This is a genomic window from Streptomyces sp. NPDC058671 (assembly GCF_042716475.1).
Lineage (GTDB): Bacteria > Actinomycetota > Actinomycetes > Streptomycetales > Streptomycetaceae > Streptomyces.
On record NZ_JBHXSA010000017.1, the window covers coordinates 31,922 to 52,463 of the forward strand.

Annotated in this window: 18 protein-coding genes; 8 read left to right on the plus strand and 10 right to left on the minus strand. The window is 72.0% G+C overall.

The window, feature by feature from the left end; all coding sequences use genetic code 11:
- Positions 1–71: 71 nt before the first annotated feature.
- Positions 72–1,097, minus strand: a complete 1,026-nt coding sequence (locus tag ACFWV2_RS21465; RefSeq protein WP_384406631.1) for a glycosyltransferase family 2 protein — start codon at positions 1,095–1,097, stop codon at positions 72–74.
- A gap of 213 nt (positions 1,098–1,310) precedes the next feature.
- Here ACFWV2_RS21465 and ACFWV2_RS21470 point away from each other — a divergent pair, with 213 nt between their 5' ends.
- Positions 1,311–2,690, plus strand: a complete 1,380-nt coding sequence (locus ACFWV2_RS21470; RefSeq protein WP_384406633.1) for an LCP family protein — start codon at positions 1,311–1,313, stop codon at positions 2,688–2,690.
- Positions 2,691–2,732: 42 nt separating this feature from the next.
- Here ACFWV2_RS21470 and ACFWV2_RS21475 read toward each other — a convergent pair whose 3' ends face one another.
- Complete coding sequence (locus ACFWV2_RS21475; RefSeq protein ID WP_384406635.1) at positions 2,733–3,266, minus strand: acyl-CoA thioesterase; 534 nt, start codon at positions 3,264–3,266, stop codon at positions 2,733–2,735.
- 130 nt (positions 3,267–3,396) lie between these two features.
- Here ACFWV2_RS21475 and ACFWV2_RS21480 point away from each other — a divergent pair, with 130 nt between their 5' ends.
- Together ACFWV2_RS21480 and ACFWV2_RS21485 are read left to right on the plus strand one after the other, a co-directional pair.
- Complete coding sequence (locus tag ACFWV2_RS21480) at positions 3,397–4,656, plus strand: LCP family protein (protein WP_384406637.1); 1,260 nt, start codon at positions 3,397–3,399, stop codon at positions 4,654–4,656.
- A 96-nt stretch (positions 4,657–4,752) separates the two neighbouring features.
- Positions 4,753–6,078, plus strand: a complete 1,326-nt coding sequence (locus ACFWV2_RS21485; protein WP_360793518.1) for a UDP-glucose/GDP-mannose dehydrogenase family protein — start codon at positions 4,753–4,755, stop codon at positions 6,076–6,078.
- 61 nt (positions 6,079–6,139) lie between these two features.
- Here the strand turns inward: ACFWV2_RS21485 and ACFWV2_RS21490 are convergent, their stop codons facing one another.
- The 4 genes from ACFWV2_RS21490 to ACFWV2_RS21505 form a co-directional block, all read right to left on the minus strand.
- Positions 6,140–7,063 carry a membrane dipeptidase gene (locus ACFWV2_RS21490; RefSeq protein ID WP_384406639.1) on the minus strand — a complete coding sequence of 308 codons (924 nt, stop codon included), beginning with the start codon at positions 7,061–7,063 and terminating at the stop codon, positions 6,140–6,142.
- 124 nt (positions 7,064–7,187) lie between these two features.
- Positions 7,188–8,393: a dipeptidase gene (locus tag ACFWV2_RS21495; RefSeq protein ID WP_384406641.1), complete on the minus strand. Its 1,206-nt coding sequence runs from the start codon at positions 8,391–8,393 to the stop codon at positions 7,188–7,190.
- Entirely contained in the window at positions 8,390–8,887 is a 498-nt protein-coding gene (purE, locus tag ACFWV2_RS21500; RefSeq protein WP_384406837.1) for a 5-(carboxyamino)imidazole ribonucleotide mutase, read from the minus strand. Before purE ends, ACFWV2_RS21495 begins: the two co-directional genes overlap by 4 nt.
- A gap of 35 nt (positions 8,888–8,922) precedes the next feature.
- A complete protein-coding gene (locus ACFWV2_RS21505) occupies positions 8,923–10,062 on the minus strand; it encodes a 5-(carboxyamino)imidazole ribonucleotide synthase (RefSeq protein WP_360793513.1) in 1,140 nt (379 codons plus the stop codon).
- A gap of 187 nt (positions 10,063–10,249) precedes the next feature.
- Between ACFWV2_RS21505 and ACFWV2_RS21510 the strand changes: the two genes are divergently transcribed.
- Positions 10,250–10,765 (plus strand): GtrA family protein, encoded by a 516-nt coding sequence (locus tag ACFWV2_RS21510; RefSeq protein ID WP_360793511.1) that lies wholly within the window; start codon positions 10,250–10,252, stop codon positions 10,763–10,765.
- 10 nt (positions 10,766–10,775) lie between these two features.
- Here the strand turns inward: ACFWV2_RS21510 and ACFWV2_RS21515 are convergent, their stop codons facing one another.
- Both ACFWV2_RS21515 and ACFWV2_RS21520 read right to left on the minus strand, forming a co-directional pair.
- Positions 10,776–12,047, minus strand: a complete 1,272-nt coding sequence (locus tag ACFWV2_RS21515; RefSeq protein ID WP_384406643.1) for an ATP-binding protein — start codon at positions 12,045–12,047, stop codon at positions 10,776–10,778.
- A 14-nt stretch (positions 12,048–12,061) separates the two neighbouring features.
- Positions 12,062–12,739 (minus strand): response regulator transcription factor, encoded by a 678-nt coding sequence (locus ACFWV2_RS21520; RefSeq protein WP_360793507.1) that lies wholly within the window; start codon positions 12,737–12,739, stop codon positions 12,062–12,064.
- 429 nt (positions 12,740–13,168) lie between these two features.
- Between ACFWV2_RS21520 and ACFWV2_RS21525 the strand changes: the two genes are divergently transcribed.
- The gene (locus ACFWV2_RS21525; RefSeq protein WP_384406645.1) at positions 13,169–14,686 is read left to right on the plus strand and encodes a peptide MFS transporter; all 1,518 of its coding nucleotides are present in this window, start codon (positions 13,169–13,171) and stop codon (positions 14,684–14,686) included.
- A 239-nt stretch (positions 14,687–14,925) separates the two neighbouring features.
- Here the strand turns inward: ACFWV2_RS21525 and ACFWV2_RS21530 are convergent, their stop codons facing one another.
- Together ACFWV2_RS21530 and ACFWV2_RS21535 are read right to left on the minus strand one after the other, a co-directional pair.
- The gene (locus ACFWV2_RS21530) at positions 14,926–15,345 is read right to left on the minus strand and encodes an ATP-binding protein (RefSeq protein ID WP_360793503.1); all 420 of its coding nucleotides are present in this window, start codon (positions 15,343–15,345) and stop codon (positions 14,926–14,928) included.
- 122 nt (positions 15,346–15,467) lie between these two features.
- Complete coding sequence (locus ACFWV2_RS21535) at positions 15,468–15,839, minus strand: STAS domain-containing protein (protein WP_360793501.1); 372 nt, start codon at positions 15,837–15,839, stop codon at positions 15,468–15,470.
- Positions 15,840–16,060: 221 nt separating this feature from the next.
- Between ACFWV2_RS21535 and ACFWV2_RS21540 the strand changes: the two genes are divergently transcribed.
- The 3 genes from ACFWV2_RS21540 to ACFWV2_RS21550 all read left to right on the plus strand — a co-directional run bounded on the left by ACFWV2_RS21540 (position 16,061) and on the right by ACFWV2_RS21550 (position 20,541).
- Entirely contained in the window at positions 16,061–16,978 is a 918-nt protein-coding gene (locus ACFWV2_RS21540; protein WP_384406647.1) for an RNA polymerase sigma factor SigF, read from the plus strand.
- Between the two features lie 156 nt (positions 16,979–17,134).
- Positions 17,135–18,334 carry a DegT/DnrJ/EryC1/StrS family aminotransferase gene (locus tag ACFWV2_RS21545; protein WP_384406649.1) on the plus strand — a complete coding sequence of 400 codons (1,200 nt, stop codon included), beginning with the start codon at positions 17,135–17,137 and terminating at the stop codon, positions 18,332–18,334.
- A complete protein-coding gene (locus ACFWV2_RS21550) occupies positions 18,331–20,541 on the plus strand; it encodes a lipopolysaccharide biosynthesis protein (RefSeq protein ID WP_384406651.1) in 2,211 nt (736 codons plus the stop codon). Before ACFWV2_RS21545 ends, ACFWV2_RS21550 begins: the two co-directional genes overlap by 4 nt.
- Position 20,542 lies beyond the last annotated feature (1 nt).

Sequence of the window (20,542 nt, forward strand, 5' to 3'; positions counted from 1 at the left end):
CCCGCACCGCCGACGCCGACGGCCGGACCCCGAGGAGGGGTCCGGCCGTCGGCGTGTGTGCGGGGAGCGGGTCAGACCGTCTCGGCCTCGCCGGTCTTCACGGCCGGGCGGCGGCTCGCGATGACCTTCCTCGCGAGGGAGCGGGGGCTCGTCAGGAAGCCGTAGCCCCAGGACATGTGCATCGTCGCGAGCGCCACCGGGATCTGGAGGCGGGCCTTGAGCGACAGGCCCTTGCCCGCCGGGACCGAGCCGGCCGTGATCGCGGCGAGGTAGCCGGCCGGGATCACGAAACCGAGCGGGGTGAGGGTGGCGCCCACGAGCAGGCCGGCGGCGATGGCGCAGACGGCGGTCGGCGGGGCCAGGTAGCGCAGGTTGATGGAGCCGGGGTGGTAGCGGGCCACCACATGGCGCCAACGGCCGTAGTCCTTGTACTGCTTGGCGAGGGCGCGGACGCTGGGCCGCGGGCGGTACTGGACGCGCAGCTCCGGCGAGAACCAGATCAGACCGCCGGCCTCGCGGATGCGGAAGTTCAGCTCCCAGTCCTGGGCGCGGATGAACTCCACGTTGTAGCCGTCCTGCTGTTCGAGCGCCTCGCGCCGGAAGACGCCCAGGTACACGGTCTCCGCGGGGCCCGCCTCGCCGCCCGTGTGGAAGGCCGCGTTGCCCACGCCGATCTTCGACGTCATCGCGGCGGCGACCGCGTCCTCCCAGGCGTTCTCACCCTCGGCGTGCATGACACCGCCGACGTTCTGCGCGCCGGTCTCCTCCAGGAGCCGGACGGCGGTGGCGATGTAGTTCGGGGACAGCATGCCGTGGCCGTCGACGCGCACCACGATCGGGTGACGTGAGGCCTTGATCGCCGCGTTGAGAGCGGCGGGAGTACGGCCCGTGGGGTTCGGCACGGTCGTGACGCGGGGGTCCGCGCGGACGAGTTCGGCGGCGATCTCGTCGGTCCGGTCCGTGGACGGGCCGAGCGCGATCACCACCTCCATCTCGCCGGCGTACTCCTGCTCCAGGATGTGACGAACCGAGGTGCGCAGATGCCGCTCCTCGTTGAGGACCGGCATGATCACGGAGACGGGGGGCGTGGCGTTCATCGTCCGCCACGTTACCGCGAATGGGGGACAGCGGTGCGCGCCGCACGGGTGGTGGGCCCTTGCGCTGATCGTATGGGCCTACGGTGCTCACGGTTCCCCTTGTCACACCCGCGGAGGTGTCCGTCCGTGCCCACACCGCCCCGCACGCCCCGTACCCGGCCCGCCGCCCGCCCCGTGCCGGCCCGTGGGCGGCGGAGGCGCCCACGGTGGGGGATGCGGATGGCGACGGCGCTGTCCGTGACGGTCCTCGCGGCCGGCGGGATCGGGCACGCGGTGGTGACCGGTCTGAACACCGGGATCAGCCGGGTCGACCCCTTCAAGGACATGAAGAACCGGCCGCAGGCCGGGCACGGGATGAACGTCCTCGTCGTCGGCACCGACGGGCGGGACAGGATCACCCCCGAGGAGAAGGAGAAGTACCGGCTCGGCGGCGCGCCCTGCCACTGCACCGACACCGTGATGCTCGTGCACATCTCGGAGGACCGGGAACGGGCGAGCGTGGTGAGCCTGCCCCGTGACTCGTACGCGGAGATGCCCGAGCACACCGATCTCATCAGCGGCGAGAAGCACCAGGCGCATCCGGTGAAGCTGAACGCGGCGTACGCCGAGGGCGGTCCCGGGCTGACCGTGCGCACCGTCGAGTCGATGACCGGCGTCAAGATCGACCACTATCTGGAGGTCGACTTCACCAGCTTCATGCGGACCGTGGACGCGGTCGACGGCGTGCAGATCTGCACCGCCCGGCCCATGAAGGACCCCTACACCGGGCTCGACCTGACGGCCGGCACCCATGAGCTCGACGGCGGGCAGGCCCTCCAGTACGTGCGCTCCCGGCACATCGACGGAGCCGCCGACATCGGGCGGATGCAGCGGCAGCAGCGCTTCCTCGCGGCGCTCGTGGAGCGGATCAGCGGCAGCGGGGTGCTGTTCAACCCGGTGCGGTTCCGCGAGGTCGCCACGGCCATGCTGGGCTCGGTGCGGGCCGACGAGGACTTCGGTACGGACCAGCTCTTCGCCCTCGCCAGGGCGATGCGCGGCTTCACCCCGGCGTCGTCGGAGTTCGTGTCCGTGCCGATCGGTGACATGAGCTTCCCCGTGAAGGGGATCGGTTCGACGGTGAAGTGGGACGCGGCGAAGGCGCAGAAGCTGTTCCAGGCGCTACGGGAGGACCGGCCGCTCACCCCCGCGAAGCCCGCCTCGTCGGACAAGGCCCCCGAGGCCGAGGTGGTGGACGTGGCGCCGCGCACGGTCCGGGTGCAGGTCTACAACGGGACCCGGACGGACGGGCTCGGCCGCAAGGTCGACGACGCGCTGCGCGGGACCGGCTTCGACACCACGCGGACGCCGATGACCGCGCCGGGAAAGGACCGGACGCGCACGCTCGTGGAGTACGACCCGCGCTGGGACCGCTCGGCGAAGACCCTCGCGGTGGCGTTGCCGGGAGCGGAGCTGAAGGCGGTGCCGGGGAGGGGCGGGACGCTGCGGGTGACGGTGGGGGCGGACTACAGGGGGGTGCGGGCGGTCCGGGCGGAGGAGGCGGGCCGGGCGGGCCCGTTCGAGGCGGTGACGGGGGACCGGGTGGTGTGTCCGTGACCGGGGTCGTGCGTCCGTGACCGGCGGCGCGGGCCTCCGTCCTCAGTCCTCGTAGCCCTCCGCCGCCCGGCGTTCGCGCAGGTCCTTGATGGCCTCGCGGCGGGCCAGGCGGTGGGTGCGGCGGATCTGGGCCTCCTGGTTGCGGCGCTTGTCCTGCTCCGTCTCGGGGACGACCTGCGGGACCCGGCGCGGCTTGCCGTCCGCGTCGACGGCGGCGAAGACCAGATAGGCGGAGCCGACCTGGGTGGCGGGCGTGGACTCGTTCCAGCGCTCGGCCATGACCCGGACGCCGACCTCCATGGAGGACCGGCCGGTCCAGTTGACCTGGGCCTTCACATGGAGCAGGTCCCCGACCCGTACCGGCTCGAGGAAGACCATCTCGTCCATCGAGGCGGTCACGGCCGGACCGCCCGAGTGCCTGCCCGCGACGGCGCCCGCCGCGTCGTCCACCAGTTTCATGATCACGCCGCCGTGCACCGTGCCGAGGAGGTTGGTGTCGTGGCTGGTCATGATGTGGCTGAGGGTGGTGCGGGAGGCGGAGGTGGGCTTGCCCGGAATATCGCCCTGATCTGTCATGCCGTCCACCATATGCGGGGCCTGCGGACCGTCGCCGTCCGGTCCGCTTTGCATCAGCTTGGCAACAGCCCGGGCCCGATGCTCCACCCGCCCTGTCGCCCGCGAAGCCCTGCCCGGCACACTGGTCCGCATGAATGACTGGCCCGATGACGGCGGATACGGCCGCGGCAGCTCGAACCCCCACCCCGAGGGTCCTCGCCGCATGAGCCATGTGCAGCGCCCGCAGGTTCCGCAGCAGCCGCCTCGTTACGACCAGGCCGACCCGAACTTCACGCAGGCCCAGGGCACGGGCTACGACTCGGGCTACAGCTCGGGCCAGGTCTACGGCGGCCCGCAGGGGGGCGGCCGTGGCACCGTACCGCCGCAGTACGCGCCGAGCACCGGCGCCGGTGGCCCGGGGGGGCCCGCGCCGGACTGGCGCAAGCGCGTCAAGGTCGGCTCGATCGTCCTGGTCGTCGGCGTCCTCGCCTGGGGCATCGGCACGTACGCCTGGGCCGGCTCGCAGATGCGCAACGAGGTCGACCTCTCCAAGGTCATCGAGCGGCCCGCGGAGGGCGACTGCACGACGTATCTGATCGTCGGCTCCGACAGCCGCGAGGGCATGTCCGCCGAGGAGAAGAAGAGGCTCCGCACGGGCTCCGCCGAGGGCAAGCGGACCGACTCGATGATGATCCTCGCGGCCTGCTCCAGCGGGAACACGATGGTCTCGCTCCCCCGCGACTCCTGGGTGACGATCCCGAACTTCGTCGGCTCCGAGTCCGGCAAGTCCTTCCCGGCCCGTGGCGGCTCCAAGCTGAACGCGGCGTACGCCATGGACGGCCCCGAGCTGCTCGTGCGGACCGTCGAGTTCAACACCGGCCTGCGCATCGACCACTACGCGGAGATCGGCTTCGCCGGCTTCGCGAACATCGTGGACGCGCTCGGCGGTGTCGAGCTGAACATCGACAAGGGCTTCAAGGACAAGAAGTCCGGCGCCGACTTCCAGGCGGGCACCCAGACCCTCAACGGCGAGCAGGCCCTGGCCTTCGTCCGTACCCGGTACGCCTTCGCCGACTCGGACCTCTCGCGGACGAAGAACCAGCAGAAGTTCCTCGCCGCCCTCGCCAACCAGGCGGCGACGCCGGGCACGATCCTCAACCCGTTCGCGCTGTACCCGACGCTGGGCGCCGGTCTGGACACGCTGATCGTGGACAAGGACATGTCGCTGTACGACCTCGGGAAGATGTTCTTCGCCATGAAGGGCATCAGCGGCGGCGACGGCAAGTCCATGAACATCCCGATCTCGGGCAAGGCACCGCAGAACTCGCTCAAGTGGGACATGCCGAAGGTGAAGCAGCTGGTGTCGCAGATCCAGAACGACGAGAAGGTCACCGTCGAGTCGAACCCGTGACCCTGCGGCAGCACGAGGGGAGGGCGCGCCCGGGTCCCCGACCTGGGCACGACTATGCTCGGGCAGGCATTCCGCCCGACGTCACTGGAGACCCGCATGGCCCTCAAGATCACCGTGATCGGCACCGGCTACCTCGGCGCCACCCACGCCGCGGCCATGGCGGAACTGGGCTTCGAGGTGCTCGGCCTCGACGTCGTCCCCGAGAAGATCGAGCTGCTGTCCTCCGGCCGGGTCCCGATGTACGAACCGGGCCTCGAGGAGCTGCTCGCCAAGCACGTGGCCGGCATCGAGGGTTCGAGCGGGCGGCTGCGGTTCACCACCTCCTGGGAGGAGGTCGGGGCCTTCGGCGACGTGCACTTCGTCTGCGTGAACACCCCGCAGAAACACGGCGAGTACGCCTGCGACATGAGCTACGTGGACGCCGCCTTCACCTCCCTCGCCGGGGTCGTACGCGAAGGGGCCCTGGTGGTCGGCAAGTCGACCGTGCCCGTCGGCTCGGCCGAGCGGCTCGCGGGCGTGCTGCCTGAGGGTGTCGAACTCGCCTGGAACCCGGAGTTCCTGCGGGAGGGCTTCGCCGTGCAGGACACGCTGCGCCCGGACCGGATCGTCGTCGGCGTACGCGGCGAGCGGGCGGAGAAGACGCTGCGCGAGGTGTACGCCGTACCCGTCGGCGAGGGTTCGCCGTTCGTGGTGACCGACTTCCCGACGGCCGAGCTGGTGAAGACGGCCGCGAACTCCTTCCTCGCCACCAAGATCTCCTTCATCAACGCGATGGCGGAGGTCTGCGAGGCCGCGGGCGGTGACGTCGCCAAGCTGGCCGAGGCCATCGGCCACGACGACCGGATCGGCGCCAAGTTCCTGCGCGCCGGCATCGGCTTCGGCGGCGGCTGCCTCCCGAAGGACATCCGGGCCTTCATGGCCCGCGCCGGCGAGCTCGGCGCCGACCAGGCGCTGACCTTCCTCCGCGAGATCGACTCGATCAACATGCGGCGGCGCGGCCAGATGGTGGAGATGACACGGGAGGTCCTCGGCGGGAACTCCTTCCTGGGCCGTCGGGTCGCCGTCCTCGGCGCCACCTTCAAGCCGGACTCGGACGACGTCCGCGACTCCCCCGCGCTGAACGTGGCCGGTCAGATACACCTCCAGGGCGGCCAGGTCACCGTCTACGACCCGAAGGGCATGGACAACGCCCGGCGCGTCTTCCCGACCCTCGGGTACGCGGACACGGCGCGCGAGGCGGTGCGCGGGGCGGACGTGGTGCTGCACCTGACGGAGTGGCGCGAGTTCCGTGAGCTCGACCCGGCGGAGCTGGTGGACCTGGTCGCGGCGCCCGTGCTCCTGGACGGCCGCAACGCGCTGGACGCGGAGCGCTGGCGGGCCGCGGGGTGGACGTACCGGGCGATGGGCCGCCCGCGCGCCTGAGCGGGCGGGAGTACGACGAGGAGGGGGCGCGGAGGCGCCCCCTCCTCGTCTGCGTACGGGGTCAGACCGCGGTCGGCCCGACGCGGCTCGCCCGGGCCAGGAACTCCGTCTGGCGAAGCGCCCGGGTGGCGTTGGCGTGGGCGAGCCCGGCCAGGTCCTGGGCGGCCCAGCCGCGGCGCAGGAGCTCCGCGAAGAGCGGCACGTAGCCGACGGCGGGGGCGGTGGTGCGGGAGAGGCCCACGCAGTGCGGTCCGGCTGCCGCACGCACCCGGTCCAGGACGTCGGCGACCGCGGCCGGGGTGTCCGTCACCGTGACCATGCAGACGGCGCCGTTCTCGCCGAGGAGTCCGAGGACGTCGTCGGGCAGGCCCTCGGGCGCGGCCCGGGTCAGCAGCGCGGGGGCGCGGGTGACCGCGAGGGCGCGGCGGATCGTTTCCTCGTCGGCGCCCGACAGGTCCACGGCCATGCCGATGCGGTTCATCTCCCGGAGCGCCTCGCGGGTGAAGTCGTCGAAGCGGGTGAGGTTGACGGCCCGTACCCCCAGGGTCCGGTAGGCCCGCAGGGCGGCCGTGGAACCGCCGAGCGCGGTCCAGTCGACCGGGCCGAGGAGGGCGGCGACGCGACCGCAGTTCCGGGCGTGGGCCATCTCGGTGGTGGTGTGCGCGAGGCGCAGTTCCTCCGGGCAGCCCGCGACGAGCGCGCGGACGGAGTCGATGCGCCGCAGGGTGCCGATGACACCCTCGTCGGCCTCGGCGCGCAGGGACCAGAACTGGGCCCCGGTCTCCTCGGCACGCGCCGGCGGCAGGTCCTCCGGGTCGAGTGAGGCGGGCAGTTCGGTGTGCCCCTCGACGACGTGCTCGACGGCCAGGACGGCGCGGGCGCGGGCAGTCTCGTCGAGCGGCGGGGGCGGCTCAGGGGGTTCGTCGGGCTCGCCGGCGGCGGGGACGGTGGAGAGGCTGGGAGGGTCGTCTAGCAGGTCCGCCATGGTCTGACTCCGAACTCGGGCGATGCAGTACCGCCCCGCCGAGTGCGGCGGGGCGGTACCGTCCACCGTGCCACCGGCCCCGTACGGGAGCGCGGCGGACTGAGCCGTCCGGGTGACGGGGCGGTTACGGTGCGTCGACGGGGTCGAGCAGGTCGATGGTCGCGTTCGACGGGGCCGTACGGCTCTTCAGGTCGCGGGAGACCGCCTCCGCGTCACGGAGGGCGCGGACCGCGTTGGACCAGGTCAGCTTGGCCAGGTCGGGGTGGGACCAGCCGCGGTGCAGCAGCTCCGCGATCAGGTTCGGGTACCCGGCGACGTCGTCGAGACCGGCCGGGGTGAAGGCCGTTCCGTCGTAGTCGCCGCCGATGCCGATGTGGTCGACGCCGGCCGCCTCGCGCATGTGGTCGAGGTGGTCGGCGACGGTGGCGGCGGTGGCGACCGGGCGCGGGTTCTCCGCCTCGAAGGCGCGGTGCAGCCTCATCGCCTCGGGGGTCGTGTCGAGGTGGTGGAGGCCGTGGGCGCGGAGGTTGTCGTCGGCCCGCGCGGTCCACTCGACGGCCGCGGGGAGGATGAACTTCGGCACGAAGGTGGCCATCGCGACGCCACCGTTGGCGGGCAGCCGCTCCAGGACGTCGTCCGGGACGTTGCGCGGGTGGTGGCAGACCGTCAGGGCCGAGGAGTGCGAGAAGATCACCGGCGCCGCCGTGGCGTCGAGGGCGTCCCGCATGGTGGTGGCGGCGACGTGCGAGAGGTCGACGAGCACGCCGGATCGGTTCATCTCGCGGACGACCGCGCGGCCGAAGGCGGAGAGACCGCCGACGCGGGGTTCGTCGGTGGCCGAGTCCGCCCAGTCGTTGTTGTCGTTGTGGGTGAGCGTCATGTACCGCACGCCCAGGGTGTGCAGGGCGCGCAGGGTGGCGAGGGAGTTGTTGATCGAGTGGCCGCCCTCGGCGCCCTTGAGGGAGGCGATACGGCCCTGCCGCCGGGCCGTCTCCATGTCGTCCGCCGTCAGGGCGGGGGCCAGCTCGTCCGCGTACCGCTCCAGGAGCTGGTCGACGATGTCGATCTGCTCCAGGGTCGCGCTGACCGCGTCGTCCCCGGTGAGCCCGCAGGGCACGTACACCGACCAGAACTGGGCGCCGACGCCGCCGGCCCGCAACCGGGCGAGGTCGGTGTGGAGGGCGCCGGTCTGGTCCGCGGCGATGTCCATGCGGTCCAGGTCGTACCGCGCGTGCTCGCGGAGCGCCCACGGCAGGTCGTTGTGGCCGTCGGCGACGGGCGCGGAAGCCAGCAGCTCCCGCGCCTCCGCCAGGCGGTCGGCGGCGCTCAACCGCCGAAGCCGAAGGAGTCGGCGCCCTCGACCTTGGCCCGCAGCCGCTTGCCCTTCTCGGTCGCCTGGTCGTTCAGGTCCTGCAAGAAGTCGGTCATCCGGGTGAGGAGCTCGGGGTCGTGCGCGGCGAGCATCCGGGCGGCGAGCAGGCCCGCGTTGCGGGCGCCGGCGACGGAGACCGTGGCGACGGGGACCCCGGCCGGCATCTGCACGATGGAGAGCAGCGAGTCCATGCCGTCGAGGTACTTCAGCGGCACCGGCACGCCGATCACGGGGAGCGGGGTGACGGACGCGAGCATGCCGGGCAGGTGGGCGGCGCCGCCCGCGCCCGCGATGATCGCCTTCAGCCCGCGGTCCGCGGCCTGCTCGCCGTACGCGATCATCTCGCGCGGCATCCGGTGGGCGGAGAGGACGTTCACCTCGTAGGGGATCTCGAACTCGTCGAGGGCCTGCGCGGCGGCCTCCATGACGGACCAGTCGGAGTCGGATCCCATGGCGATGCCGACGACGGGGGAGGTGCTGATGCTGCTCACTCGGTGATCGTTCCTCGCAGGTAGCCGGCGGCGTGGCGGGCGCGCTCCAGCACGTCGTCCAGGTCGTCGCCGTAGGTGTTGACGTGCCCCACCTTGCGGCCGGGCTTCACGTCCTTGCCGTACATGTGGATCTTGAGCTGCGGGTCCCTGGCCATGCAGTGCAGGTACGCCGCGTACATGTCCGGGTAGTCGCCGCCCAGGACATTGCACATCACGGTCCAGGTCGCGCGCGGGCGCGGATCGCCGAGGGGCAGGTCGAGGACCGCCCGGACGTGGTTGGCGAACTGCGAGGTGATCGCCCCGTCCTGGGTCCAGTGGCCGGAGTTGTGCGGGCGCATCGCCAGTTCGTTGACGAGGATGCGGCCGTCCGTGGTCTGGAACAGCTCGACGGCCAGATGGCCCACCACGCCGAGTTCCTTGGCGATCCGCAGCGCCAGCTCCTGCGCCTGACCGGCCAGCTCGTCGTCGAGGTCGGGCGCGGGCGCGATCACCGTGTCGCAGACGCCGTCGACCTGGCGGGACTCCACGACCGGGTAGGCGACGGCCTGGCCGTGCGGGGAGCGGACGATGTTCGCGGCGAGTTCGCGCGCGAAGTCGACCTTCTCCTCGGCGAGGACCGGGACCCCCGCGAGGAACGGGTCGCGGGCGTCCTCCGGCGTACGGACGAACCAGACGCCCTTGCCGTCGTAGCCGCCGCGCACGGTCTTGAGGATGATCGGGAAGCCGCCGACCTCGGCGGCGAAGGCCGCCGCGTCCTCGGGGTCCGCCACGATGCGGTGCCGCGGGCTGGGCGCGCCGATCTCGTCGAGCCTGGCGCGCATCACCCCCTTGTCCTGGGCGTGCACCAGCGCGTCGGGCCCCGGGCGGACGGGGATGCCGTCCGCTTCGAGGGCCCGCAGGTGCTCCGTGGGGACGTGCTCGTGATCGAAGGTGATCACGTCACATCCGCGCGCGAAGTCACGCAGCGTGTCCAGGTCGCGGTAGTCGCCGATGACGACCTCGCTCACCACCTGGGCCGCGGAGTCCTGCGGGGTGTCGCTGAGGAGCTTGAACTTGATGCCGAGGGGGATGCCCGCCTCGTGGGTCATACGGGCGAGCTGCCCGCCGCCGACCATGCCTACTACGGGGAACGTCACCCTCTTAGGGTATCCGCACCATCAGGGAACACGCGTCCGGCTGTGGTTTGGCACAAGAAAACCAGGGGTGAGGGCCGGGCTCCCGGGGGTTTACGAGGTACACGGGCGGGTGACAGGGCGGCTGGTTAGCATGGTTGGGTTGACGTCATCCGGACGTCACCCGGACGGACGGGACAGAGCCATCACCATGAGTGAACCCGGCGCGCTGCGCACGCGACTCGACCTGCTCGTCCGCGAGGTCGCCAAGTTCGGGGTGGTCGGCGGTCTCGGCGTCCTGGTCAACCTGGCCGTCTTCAACCTGGTCCGGGCCACCACCGAGATTCCGATGGTGCGGGCCAGCCTGATCGCGACCGTCGTCGCCATCGTCTTCAACTACGTGGGGTTCCGCTACTTCACGTACCGCGACCGGGACAAGTCCGGGCGGACCAAGGAGATGTCGCTGTTCCTGCTGTTCAGCGTGATCGGCATGGTCGTCGAGAACGGCGTGCTCTACGCGGCGACGTACGGCTTCGGCTGGGACGGCCCCCTGGCGAGCAACTTCTTCAAGTTCCTCGGCATCGGGATCGCCACGCTGTTCCGCTTCTGGTCGTACCGCACATGGGTCTTCCGCGCGCTGCCCGCGAAGGAGGCGGTCCAGGCCGCCGAATCGTTCTTGGAGCAGCCCCCGCGCCAGGCGACCCGCCGCCAGCCCGACCGGGTCTGACCAGGCATTCTCACCGTACGGGCCGGTCGCGCGGCTCGTCGGACACGCTTTTCACCTCGCGGCTCAGGAAGAGCGCGAAGACCGGCGGCTGCTCCCTGAGCAGCTCCAGGCGCCCGCCGTCCGCCTCTGCGAGGTCGCGGGCGACCGCGAGGCCGATGCCCGTGGAGCTGCGGCCGCTGACGGCCCGCTCGAAGATCCGTGCGCCGAGGTCGGCCGGGACGCCGGGCCCCTCGTCGGTGACCTCGATCACGGACTGGTTGCCGATGACCCGGGTCCGCAGGGCGACCGTGCCGCCGCCGTGCATGAGCGAGTTCTCGATCAGGGCCGCGAGGACCTGGGCGACCGCGCCCGGGGTGCCCACGGCCCGCATCCCCTGCTTGCCCGAGTGGACGATGGCCCGCCCCGCGCTGCGGTAGGCCGGCCGCCACTCCTCGATCTGCTGTTTGACGACCTCGTCCAGGTCGAAGGCGATGGCGGAGCCGGTCCGGGGGTCCCTGGAGTTGGTCAGGAGCCGCTGGACGACGTCGGTGAGCCGCTCGACCTGGGTGAGCGCGATCGTCGCCTCCTCCTTGACCGTGTGCAGGTCGTCGGCGAGGGCCACCTCCTCCAGGCGCATGGAGAGCGCCGTGAGGGGCGTACGGAGCTGGTGGGAGGCGTCGGCGGCGAGCCGGCGCTCGGCGGTGAGCATCCGGGCGATGCGCTCGGCGGAGGCGTCGAGGACGTCCGCGACCCGGTCCAGCTCGGGCACCCCGTACCGCTTGTGCCGGGGGCGGGGGTCGCCGGAGCCGAGGCGCTCGGCGGTCTCCGCGAGGTCCGTGAGCGGGGAGGTCAGCTTGTTCGCCTGCCGTACGGCGAGGAGGACGGCGGCGACGACGGCGAGCAGGGCCACGGCGCCGATGATCAGCAGGGTGCGGCCCACCTCGGCGGTGACGGTGGAGCGGGACTCCTCGATGATCACGGTCTCACCGCGCTCGCCCTCGGCGAGGCCCCGGATGACGTCCCCGGTGGGGCGGGTGCCGATCTCGATCGACGGCCGGCCGGGGATGCGGATCTCGGCGAACCGCTTGGCGCCGCTCTGCTCGGCGAGGATGTCGGGGTTGACGGGTTCGCCGCCGATGAGCCGGCTGTCGACGATGGACGCGAGCCGGACGGCCTCGGTGTCCACCCGCTCCTGGGCGGTGCTGGTGATGGTGCGGGTCTCGACGATGACGAGGGAGACCCCGAACACGGAGATGACGACGAGCACCACGGCGAGCGTGGAGTTGATCAGTCGGCGGCGCATGGCGTGGGGGTGGCTCAGCTCTTCTCGAAGCGGAAACCGACTCCGCGCACGGTGGCGATGTAACGGGGGTTCGCCGCGTCGTCGCCGAGCTTCTTGCGCAGCCAGGAGATGTGCATGTCGAGGGTCTTGGTGGAGGACCACCAGGTGGTGTCCCAGACCTCGCGCATCAGCTGGTCGCGGGTGACGACCCGGCCGGCGTCCCGGACCAGGACCCGGAGCAGGTCGAACTCCTTCGCGGTGAGCTGGAGCTCCTCCTCGCCCATCCAGGCGCGGTGCGACTCGACGTCGATGCGGACGCCGTGGGTCGAGGGGGCGGCGGCGGGCTCGCTGGAGCCGCGCCGGAGCAGGGCCCGGACGCGGGCGAGGAGCTCGGCGAGCCGGAAGGGCTTGGTGACGTAGTCGTCGGCGCCCGCGTCGAGCCCGACGACGGTGTCGACCTCGTCGGCCCTGGCGGTGAGCACCAGGATCGGGACGGCGTGCCCGTCGGCGCGCAGCCGTCTGGCGACCTCCAGGCCGTCCATCCCGGGCAGGCCCAGGTCGAGCACGACCAGGTCCACTCCGCCCTGGAGTCCGGCGTCGAGGGCGGTCGGGCCGTCCTCGCGGACCTCGACCTCGTACCCCTCTCTCCGCAGGGCGCGGGCCAGCGGTTCCGAGATGGAGGCGTCGTCCTCGGCGAGCAGTACACGGGTCATGGGGTGATGGTAGTCCGCACGGGTCCCGGGGCGGGGCGGGATCGACAGGGACCGGGCGACCCTTGGAGATCTTGTGACCATCCTGCACATGACCTTGGAATGGGACCATGTGGTTGCACTTTCACCTGTGATCCATCTCTCAAGTCCTTCCATATCCCGCCCTGTCGTGGCGTATGGTGGCGAGACGTCTGTTGCGGTGATCGGGGACCTTTGGCCAGTTTTCTGGGCCGAGGTCCTCTTTCTGCGTGAGGTCGGCCTCGCCGAACCTTGAAGACGGCGAACGACCTGTGGGCCGGGTTCCGGGACGCGACGACGCGTCTCCCGGAGCGTGGATCCCGACGGGGGTGCGACCACCCCCGCCGGTGCCGGCCTCCCCCACCGGGCGCATCACGCTCACAAGGCGCGCGTCCCGACAGAGCAAGGATCGACATGGCGTCCAGCCTGACGACGGCTTCGAGCGGAACCCCTGGTTCCGAGAAGACGTTCCTCGGCCACCCCCGCGGCCTGGCCACCCTCTTCTTCACCGAGATGTGGGAGCGTTTCTCCTACTACGGCATGAGGGCCCTTCTCGTTCTGTACCTGGTCTCCGGCGGCGCGGACGCGGCCACGGGCAGCCAGGGCGGCGGTCTCGCGATGACCGCGGCCACGGCCACGGCCATCTACTCCGTGTACGTGTCGATGGTCTACCTCATGGCCATGCCCGGCGGCTGGTTCGGTGACCGCGTCTGGGGCGCCCGGAAGACCGTCACGATCGCCGGCTTCGTCATCATGGCCGGTCACGCCTCGCTGGCCCTGCCCGGCCAGGCGATGTTCTTCGTCGGCCTGGCGCTCGTCGCCGCCGGCTCCGGTCTGCTCAAGGCCAACATCTCGACGATGGTCGGCCACCTCTACGACGGCCCGGACGACCCGCGCCGTGACGGTGGCTTCACCCTCTTCTACGTCGGCATCAACCTCGGCGCGTTCGTGGCGCCGTTCGTCGTCGGCACCGTCGGCGAGAAGGTCAACTGGCACCTGGGCTTCGCCCTCGCCGCCATCGGCATGGGCCTCGGCCTGGCCTGCTTCCTGGCCTTCACCAAGAGCCTGAGCCCCACCAGCAGCGTCGTCCCGAACCCGCTCTCCGCCGAGGAGCGCAAGGGCCTCCTCGTCAAGGCCTCGCTGGTCGTCGTGCTCACCGCCGTCTTCTACGGCGTCGTCGTCGGCCTCGACCTGTTCACCCTGAACTGGGCGCTCGTGCCGCTCACCCTCGCCGGCCTGATCATCCCGGTCGCCGTCCTCGTCCGCATCAAGCGCGACAAGGACCTCGACAAGGGCGAGCAGTCGAGGATGAACGGCTACATCTGGTTCTTCGTGGCCGCCGCCATCTTCTGGATGATCTACGACCAGGGTGGCTCCACCCTGTCGCTCTTCGCCGACGACAAGACCGGCACGCTCTTCGGCTTCGACCCGTCGGCCACCTGGTACCAGGCGCTCAACCCCATGTTCGTCATGGCGCTCGCGCCGGTCTTCGCCTGGCTGTGGCTGTGGCTGGCCCGCAAGAACCAGGAGCCGAACACCATCGTGAAGTTCGCGATGGGTCTGGTCCTGGTCGGCGCGTCCTTCTTCGTCTTCATCGTCCCGATGAGCATGGCGGGCGACGGCACCCTGGTCTCCCCGATGTGGCTCGTCTCGATCTACATGATCCAGACCATCGGCGAGCTGTGCCTCTCCCCCGTCGGCCTCTCCGTCACCACGAAGATGGCGCCGAAGAAGTACGCCTCCCAGATGATGGGTGTCTGGTTCCTCGCCGTCACCGCCGGTGACTGCACCACCGGTCTGCTCTCCATCGCGGGGGTCGACCTGAACGGCACCGGGATCATCGCCATGCAGGCGACGCTCGCCGTCGGCGCCGGTTTCGCGATCTACATGTACCGCAAGAAGGTCCAGGGGCTCATGGGCAGCGTCCACTGACGCCACCCGCTCGCCCGAAGGCCGCCGCACCGATCCGGTGCGGCGGCCTTCGCCGTTCCCGCCCTCCGTCACGTCCTGAGCCGCGCCCACGGGGTGAACGTGAACGCCGCGCCGCCGAGCAGGATCACCGTCCCGCCGACGAGGGCGAGGGCGCGCGGGGTGCCGTCGCTCCCGGGGTCGGCCCCGGCGAGGCTGCCTCCGTCCGAGCGGGCCGGACAACGGGTGGAGCTGTGGAAGTCCTACACAGGTGAGGCGAGTTCGGCCCAGACCGTCTTGCCGGGGGCGCCCGGGGTGCGCTCGATGCCCCAGTCGAGGCAGAGGCGCTGCACGATGAACATGCCGTGGCCCCCCGGACGGCCGGACCGGTGCGGGGTGCGGGGCGCGGGCTGGCCGGCGCCCCGGTCGGTGACTTCGAGGCGCAGGACCTTGGCCAGGCGCAGGACGCGGAGGCTCTCGGGGCCGTCGGCGTGCAGACAGGCGTTGGTGACGAGCTCGGAGACGACGAGGAGGACGTCCTCCGCGGCGGCTCTGCGGTCGGCGGTGGCGGCCGGGAGCCAGCCCCACTCGCGGAGCGCGGTCCGCGTGAAGTCGCGGGCGAGCGGCACGGTGCCGCTGGTCTCGCCGAGGGCGATGGTACGGACGTCGGAAGCTTGGTCCATCAGCGCTTCACCTCACCGATCGACGGGACAGGGGGCAGGACGTACGGGCGGTGCGGGTGGGGTTCGGCCGGTGCGGGGCCGGGCGTCGCGGGCAGGGCGCGGCCGGGGAGCCTGACAGGGGCTCAGGCGGGGAGAGCCGTGGCGAGCGTCTCGTGCACGGTGAAGACGGCGTCCGCACCCGTGATCTGGAACACCCGGGCCACCGCGGGCCGCATCCCGACCAGGTGGACCCCGCCGCCGGCGGCCTCCGCTCCGAGCCGGGCACCGAGCAGGACGTTGAGTCCGGTCGAGTCGCAGAACTCCAGGCCCGAGCAGTCGACGACGAGGCGCGAACGGCCCGCTTCGAGCGCGTCGTCCAGCGGCGCGCGCAGCAGTTCGGAGGTGTGGTGATCGAGCTCACCCACCGGCGCGAGGAGTTCGATCTCCTCGTCCACGGTCCGGACTTCCACCCGCAGCCGCGCGGGCGTTGCGCTGCCGATGTTCTCGCGGTCCATGGCCGTGCCTCTTTCGCTCTCGCGGGTGCCGACTGACGTGCCTCGAACCCTACAAGCGAGGTGCGCCTCCGTGCACACGGGGTCCCCCTCATACCCGTACATAACGGATTGTCGACACTTGCGACCTCACGCGTCGAGCAGGTAGGGCTAGAGGAGAACACCCGACACGACCGGTTTCGGAGGCACCGCACACCGCAGCAGAAGAACCCCGAAGGAGACCCATGTCACCCCGGCTCGACGCCCCGCGTACCCCCGACGCGCCGTCGGCAGCAGTCCCCCTCGACCTACCCGGCCACCCCATGAACCATTCCCTCGCAACCGTCCGGCTTCCGCGGCAGCTCACCGAGCAGCCGCTCGACCGGATCGGACCGGTCGACGCGCGCGCCCTCTCGAAGCAGCTCTTCGCCCGGCTCGCCGAGCTGGAAGAGGGCACCCACGACCACTCGTATGTCCGCAATACCCTCGTCGAACTCAATCTGGCCCTCGTAAAGTTCGCCGCCTCCCGCTTCGGCACCCGCAGCGAGCCGATGGAGGACATCGTCCAGGTCGGCACCATCGGCCTCATCAAGGCCATCGACCGCTTCGAGCTCTCCCGGGGCGTCGAGTTCCCCACGTTCGCGATGCCGACGATCATCGGCGAGATCAAGCGCTTCTTCCGCGACACGTCGTGGTCCGTGCACGTGCCCCGCAGGCTCCAGGAGCTGCGGCTCGACCTCGCCAGGGCCGGTGACGCGCTCTCCCAGCGCCTCGACCGCGCCCCGACGGTCGCCGAGCTCGCCGAGGAACTCGGCATCGCCCGCGAGGAGGTCGTCGAGGGCATGACCGCGAGCAACGCCTACACCGCGGCCTCGCTCGACGCACAGCCCACCGAGGAGGACGGCGGAGGCGGCGAGGCCGCCATCACCGACCGGCTGGGCTACGAGGACCACGGCCTCACCGGGATCGAGTACATCGCCTCCCTGAAGCCCATGATCGCCTCGCTGCCCGACCGCGAGCGGGAGATCCTCTCCCTCCGCTTCGTCACCGGCATGACCCAGTCGGAGATCGGCACGGAGCTCGGCATCTCGCAGATGCACGTCTCCCGGCTGCTCTCCCGCACCCTCGCCCGGCTCCGCCGCGGTCTCACTCTGGAGGAATGACCTCCACCGCCTCCCGCGAGCCGCGAAGATGGCTACGGAAAGGGCCCGTTCACGGTCTTCGGACCCGGGACGGGCCCTTCCGCGTGACCGGAGGGCCGTGTTGACGAGCCGTCCGGATTGGGCCACATTGAGCCCGGGGGTTCAGGGGGGAATCACATGGTTTCTGCGTACGCGGAACTGGAAGAGCGCATGCGCGACAGGCTCGGGGGCAGGGAGTGCCTCTACGTGCCGTCGTGCCGCTTCGGTCTCTATCTCGCGCTGCGCCACTGGTGCCGTCCCGGCGGCCGGGTGCTGATGTCCCCGGTCAACGACGACGTCATCTTCTTCGTCGTCCTCGCCGCCGGGCTGCGCCCCGTGCAGGCGCCGCTCGACCCCCGGGACGGGTCGATCGACACGGCCGCGGTGCCCGACTCCGTATGGCAGGGCCTGTCCGCCGTACTGACCACCAATCTGTACGGCAATCCCGACCCCGCCCCCGGACTCCGGTCCCGCTGCGACCGGTCGGGGATCCCGCTCATCGAGGACGCGGCCCACGCCATCGGCTCGACGGTGGGCGGCCGCCCGGTCGGCACGTACGGCGAGGCCTCCGTCTTCAGCCTCTCGAAGCACACCGCGGCCAAGGCCGGCGGCTTCCTCGCCCTCGCCGACCCGGCGCTGCGCGACGAACTCGCCGCCGCCCGCGACGCGCTGCTGCACCCCACCCGCGCCACCGCCGAACTCGCCTACCTGACCCGGCCGTACGCCGAGGCCGCCCTGCGCGGACTGCGCCTCGCCGGGGCCGCGCGCGCGACCGTGCGGCTGCTGGGCCTCGACGAGCGGGAGGAGATCCGGATGCCGCTCCGCGCCGACGAGCTGGCGCGGGCCCTCCCGGCCGCGCCCGCCCTCGACCCCTTCGACTCCTGGGTGCGGGTCGACATGCACGACTACCGCCTCCGGCCCGGCGCCGGCCGGCTCCGCCGCACCACCGGCAAGCTCGCCCGTCTCGACGACGTCCTCGCCACCCACCGGGACGGCACCGCCCGACTCCTGGCCAGCGAGTACGGCACGCCCGGGGCCCCGCGGGAGGCCGCGCAGCCGCTGTTCCGGGTACCGCTGCTCGTCGAGGACAGGGACACCGCGATCGTCGCCCTCGCCCGGCAGCGGATCACCACCGGCTACGTCTACGACCCGCCGCTCGACCGGTACGCGGGCGAGGCGTTCACCGAGCCCTCCGCCGCCCCGGAGCCGGCCGCCTGGTTCGCCCGGCACGCCCTGCCCGTGGACCCGCGCCACGCGGACGAGGTCCTCGCGGTGCTGCGTACCGCCGGAATCCGCCCCGCGTCCCACCTGTCGGCGGCCCCCGAGGGCGCCCGGTGAGCGAGACCGTACGGCTGCGCGGGACGGGACGTCCGGAGGCCGAGGGACCCTCGGGCACGCCGCCGGAGCCCCCCGCCGACACGAGGGACCCGGTCGAGGAGACGGGCCCGGCCGAGAGTTCGGCATCCGGCGCCGACGACTCCCTCTTCCGCAACGCCTACGCCCTGATGATCTCCACCGGCGTCTCCGCCGCCCTCGGCCTCGGCTTCTGGCTGGTCGCGGCCCACTACTACACCGAGGAGGCCGTCGGGCAGGGCTCCGCCGCCATCGCCGCCCAGCGGATGCTCGCCTCCCTCACCGCGACGACGCTCACCGGCGCCGTCGTCCGGTACGTGCCCCGGGCCGGCCGCGCCACCGGACCGCTCGTGGTGCGCCTGTACCTGGTCAGCACCGTGGTGGTCGCCGTCGCCTGCGGCGTCTTCCTGCTCACCCTGGACTGGTGGGGCCCCTCGTACGCCCCGCTGGGCACCCTCTCCGCCGGCCTCTTCTTCACCGCCTCCAGCATCGGCTGGGCCCTGCTCACCCTCCAGGACGGCGTCCTCACCGGACTCAGACAGGCGATCTGGGTCCCCGTGGGAAACGCGGTCTTCACCGTCGGCAAGCTGGTCCTCCTGATCCTCTTCGCCACCGCCCTGCCGGTCCTCGGCGTCTTCGTGTCCTGGTCGGCGGCGATAGCGCTCTCCGTGCTGCCGATCGGCTGGCTCGTCCTCCGGCGGCTCATCCCCCGGCAGGCACACGCCGACCGCGACCGCGAACCGCCCGGCATGCGCGAGATCGGCCGCTTCATGGCCGGGGACTCCGTCGGCGCGTTCTTCAGCCTCATCATGATCAACCTGCTGCCGGTGATGGTCGCCGTCCGCTTCGACGCCGCCCACAACGCCTTCTTCTACACGGCCTACACCCTCGGCGGCACGATGGAGTTCATGGCCATCAACATGGCCACCTCGCTCACCGCGCACGCCTCGCACAGCCCCGAGTCCCTCGCCGAGGGAGTACGGGGCGCACTGCGCCGCATGACCCTGCTGCTCGTCCCCGTCGTGCTCGTCCTCGTCGTCTTCGCCCCACTGGTCCTCGCGCCATTCGGCGGCGCCTACGCGGAGCAGGGCACGACCGTGCTCCGGCTGCTCGCCGCCGCCGCGCTCCCCCGGGTCGCCGTCGAGCTGTACATCGGTGTCCTGCGCGTCCAGGGGCGTACGGGTGTACTCGCCGCCTTCCAGGGCGCGATGTGCGTCCTGGTGCTCGGCAGCGCGGCGCTCCTCCTGGGGCCCTTCGGCATCGCGGGAGCCGGATACGCCGTGCTCGGGGCGATGACCCTGATGGCCCTGGTGTCCGTACCGGGCCTGCGGGCCGCCCTCAACAGCCACGCACCGGCCGAGGAGCCGAAGCGGGCCGCGCGGGTCAGGGAGCGCGCCGAGGACGACTACGGCACGAGTTGGGCACGGGAGAGCGCCTATCTGCGCGGGGCGCACGAGTCGGTGACGCCGGCGTTCGGCATCCCCGTGTACGTACCCCGGCCGCGTCCGGAGGAGCCGGTGGGCCCGTCCGTACGGGCGGACGGGTCGAAGCTCCCCACCACCCCGTCGGCGCCCACGGCCCCGGCTCCGGCCCCGGCCCCGGCTCCGCAGAGGCGGCCGACGGTACGCGTGGACCGGTCGGAGGCCTGGCGGTGGGTGCTGCTCGCCCTCGCGGCAGCCCTCTTCTGGCTGCCGCTCACCGGCTCCGGGGCGCTCGACGTGGAGCGGCTCTCCGGCACCGGTCTGCTGACCGCGCTCCCGCCCGTCACGCTCGCCGCCGGGCTGCTGCTCGTCGCCCTCCAGGGGGCGGCCGTCGGACTCGGCGCGTTCCGGCCCTGGTTCGCCGGAACGGTCCTGCTCGCCACCTTCCTCGCCCTGCACACCGCCCCGCCCCTGCTCGGCCTGCGGCCCGCCGAGGCGGACGGCCCCGGCGCCGCGCTCCTGGGCGAGGGCGCCGGGAGAGCCGTCGCCCCGATCGTCCTCCAGGCGCTGAGTCTGCTGGCTACGGCCGTGCTGCTGCGGGTGGTCGGCGTGGGCGCGCGGGTCACGGCCGGGGTGGTGTGGGTGCTGGTCTGGGCGGGCTGGGCGGGTCAGCAGGCCTTCGCCACGGCCCCGCTGCCGCTCTTCCTGGGCCTGGCCGGGGGCACGATGGCGGTGTGCGCCTTCCGGGGCCTGACGACGGGCCGACGGTGAG